Origin of the sequence: Stenotrophomonas maltophilia (genome assembly GCF_001274595.1) — a bacterium.
GTDB lineage: Bacteria > Pseudomonadota > Gammaproteobacteria > Xanthomonadales > Xanthomonadaceae > Stenotrophomonas > Stenotrophomonas forensis.
This window is the reverse complement of record NZ_CP011010.1, coordinates 370,001-372,500: the sequence shown is the minus strand read 5'-3', so window position 1 is coordinate 372,500 and position 2,500 is coordinate 370,001. Positions and strand designations below refer to the sequence as shown.

Annotated in this window: 1 rRNA gene (only partly in view); it reads right to left on the bottom strand. The window is 54.0% G+C overall.

What is annotated here, in order from left to right:
* A 23S ribosomal RNA gene (locus tag VN11_RS01670) occupies positions 1–2,500 on the bottom strand (it extends past both window edges: 131 nt to the left, 247 nt to the right).

Below are 2,500 nucleotides of genomic sequence, written 5' to 3'. Positions count from 1 at the left end.
GCGCGCTTCCCGCTTAGATGCTTTCAGCGGTTATCGCTTCCGAACATAGCTACCCGGCAATGCCACTGGCGTGACAACCGGAACACCAGAGGTTCGTCCACTCCGGTCCTCTCGTACTAGGAGCAGCCCCTCTCAAATCTCCAACGCCCATGGCAGATAGGGACCGAACTGTCTCACGACGTTCTGAACCCAGCTCGCGTACCACTTTAAATGGCGAACAGCCATACCCTTGGGACCGACTACAGCCCCAGGATGTGATGAGCCGACATCGAGGTGCCAAACACCGCCGTCGATATGAACTCTTGGGCGGTATCAGCCTGTTATCCCCGGAGTACCTTTTATCCGTTGAGCGATGGCCCTTCCATACAGAACCACCGGATCACTAAGTCCTAGTTTCCTACCTGCTTGATCCGTCGATCTTGCAGTCAAGCACGCTTATGCCTTTGCACACAGTGCGCGATGTCCGACCGCGCTGAGCGTACCTTCGAGCTCCTCCGTTACTCTTTAGGAGGAGACCGCCCCAGTCAAACTACCCACCATACACGGTCCCCGACCCAGATAATGGGCCCAGGTTAGAACGTCAAGCACGACAGGGTGGTATTTCAAGGATGGCTCCACTGCAGCTAGCGCCACAGTTTCATAGCCTCCCACCTATCCTACACAGACGAACTCAACGTTCAGTGTAAAGCTATAGTAAAGGTTCACGGGGTCTTTCCGTCTTGCCACGGGAACGCTGCATCTTCACAGCGATTTCAATTTCACTGAGTCTCGGGTGGAGACAGCGCCGCTGTCGTTACGCCATTCGTGCAGGTCGGAACTTACCCGACAAGGAATTTCGCTACCTTAGGACCGTTATAGTTACGGCCGCCGTTTACTGGGGCTTCGATCAAGAGCTTCGCCTTGCGGCTGACCCCATCAATTAACCTTCCAGCACCGGGCAGGCGTCACACCCTATACGTCCACTTTCGTGTTTGCAGAGTGCTGTGTTTTTGATAAACAGTCGCAGCGGCCTGGTTACTGCGACCCTCTTCAGCTATAGCTCGCACGAGCCACCAAAAAGGGTGCACCTTCTCCCGAAGTTACGGTGCCATGTTGCCTAGTTCCTTCACCCGAGTTCTCTCAAGCGCCTGAGAATTCTCATCCTACCCACCTGTGTCGGTTTACGGTACGGTCTGCGTAAGCTGAAGCTTAGGAGCTTTTCCTGGAAGCGTGGTATCAGTGACTTCGCCATAAAGGCTCGTCTCGGTGCTCGGTCTTAAAGGATCCCGGATTTGCCAAAGATCCAAACCTACCGCCTTTCCCCAGGACAACCAACGCCTGGTACACCTAACCTTCTCCGTCCCTCCATCGCACTTACGCGAGGTGCAGGAATATTAACCTGCTTCCCATCGACTACGACTTTCGTCCTCGCCTTAGGGGCCGACTCACCCTGCGCCGATTAACGTTGCGCAAGGAAACCTTGGGCTTTCGGCGTGCGGGTTTTTCACCCGCATTATCGTTACTCATGTCAGCATTCGCACTTCCGATACCTCCAGCAGACTTCTCAATCCACCTTCAACGGCTTACGGAACGCTCCTCTACCGCGCATACAAAGTATGCACCCCAAGCTTCGGTTCACTGCTTAGCCCCGTTAAATCTTCCCCGCAGACCGACTCGACCAGTGAGCTATTACGCTTTCTTTAAAGGGTGGCTGCTTCTAAGCCAACCTCCTGGCTGTCTGTGCCTTTCCACATGGTTTTCCACTTAGCAGTGAATTTGGGACCTTAGCTGTGGGTCTGGGTTGTTTCCCTTTTCACGACGGACGTTAGCACCCGCCGTGTGTCTCCCATACAGTCCGTCTCGGTATTCGGAGTTTGCAATGGTTTGGTAAGTCGCGATGACCCCCTAGCCATAACAGTGCTCTACCCCCGAGAGGATACATATGAGGCGCTACCTAAATAGCTTTCGAGGAGAACCAGCTATCTCCGGGTTCGATTAGCTTTTCACTCCTAATCACACCTCATCCCCTACCTTTGCAACGGGAGTGGGTTCGGGCCTCCAGTGCGTGTTACCGCACCTTCACCCTGGGCATGACTAGATCACCCGGTTTCGGGTCTACTGCCCGCGACTATGCGCCCTTATCAGACTCGGTTTCCCTTCGCCTCCCCTATACGGTTAAGCTTGCCACGAACAGTAAGTCGCTGACCCATTATACAAAAGGTACGCAGTCACTCCTTGCGGAGCTCCTACTGCTTGTACGCACACGGTTTCAGGTTCTATTTCACTCCCCTCTCCGGGGTTCTTTTCGCCTTTCCCTCACGGTACTGGTTCACTATCGGTCGGTCAGTAGTATTTAGCCTTGGAGGATGGTCCCCCCATGTTCAGACAGGGTTTCACGTGCCCCGCCCTACTCGTCTTCACTGAAATGGCCCTTTCAGATACAGGGCTATCACCTTCTATGGCCACTCTTTCCAGAGTGTTTTCCTAGAACCAAATCAGCTTAAGGGCTAGTCCGCGTTCG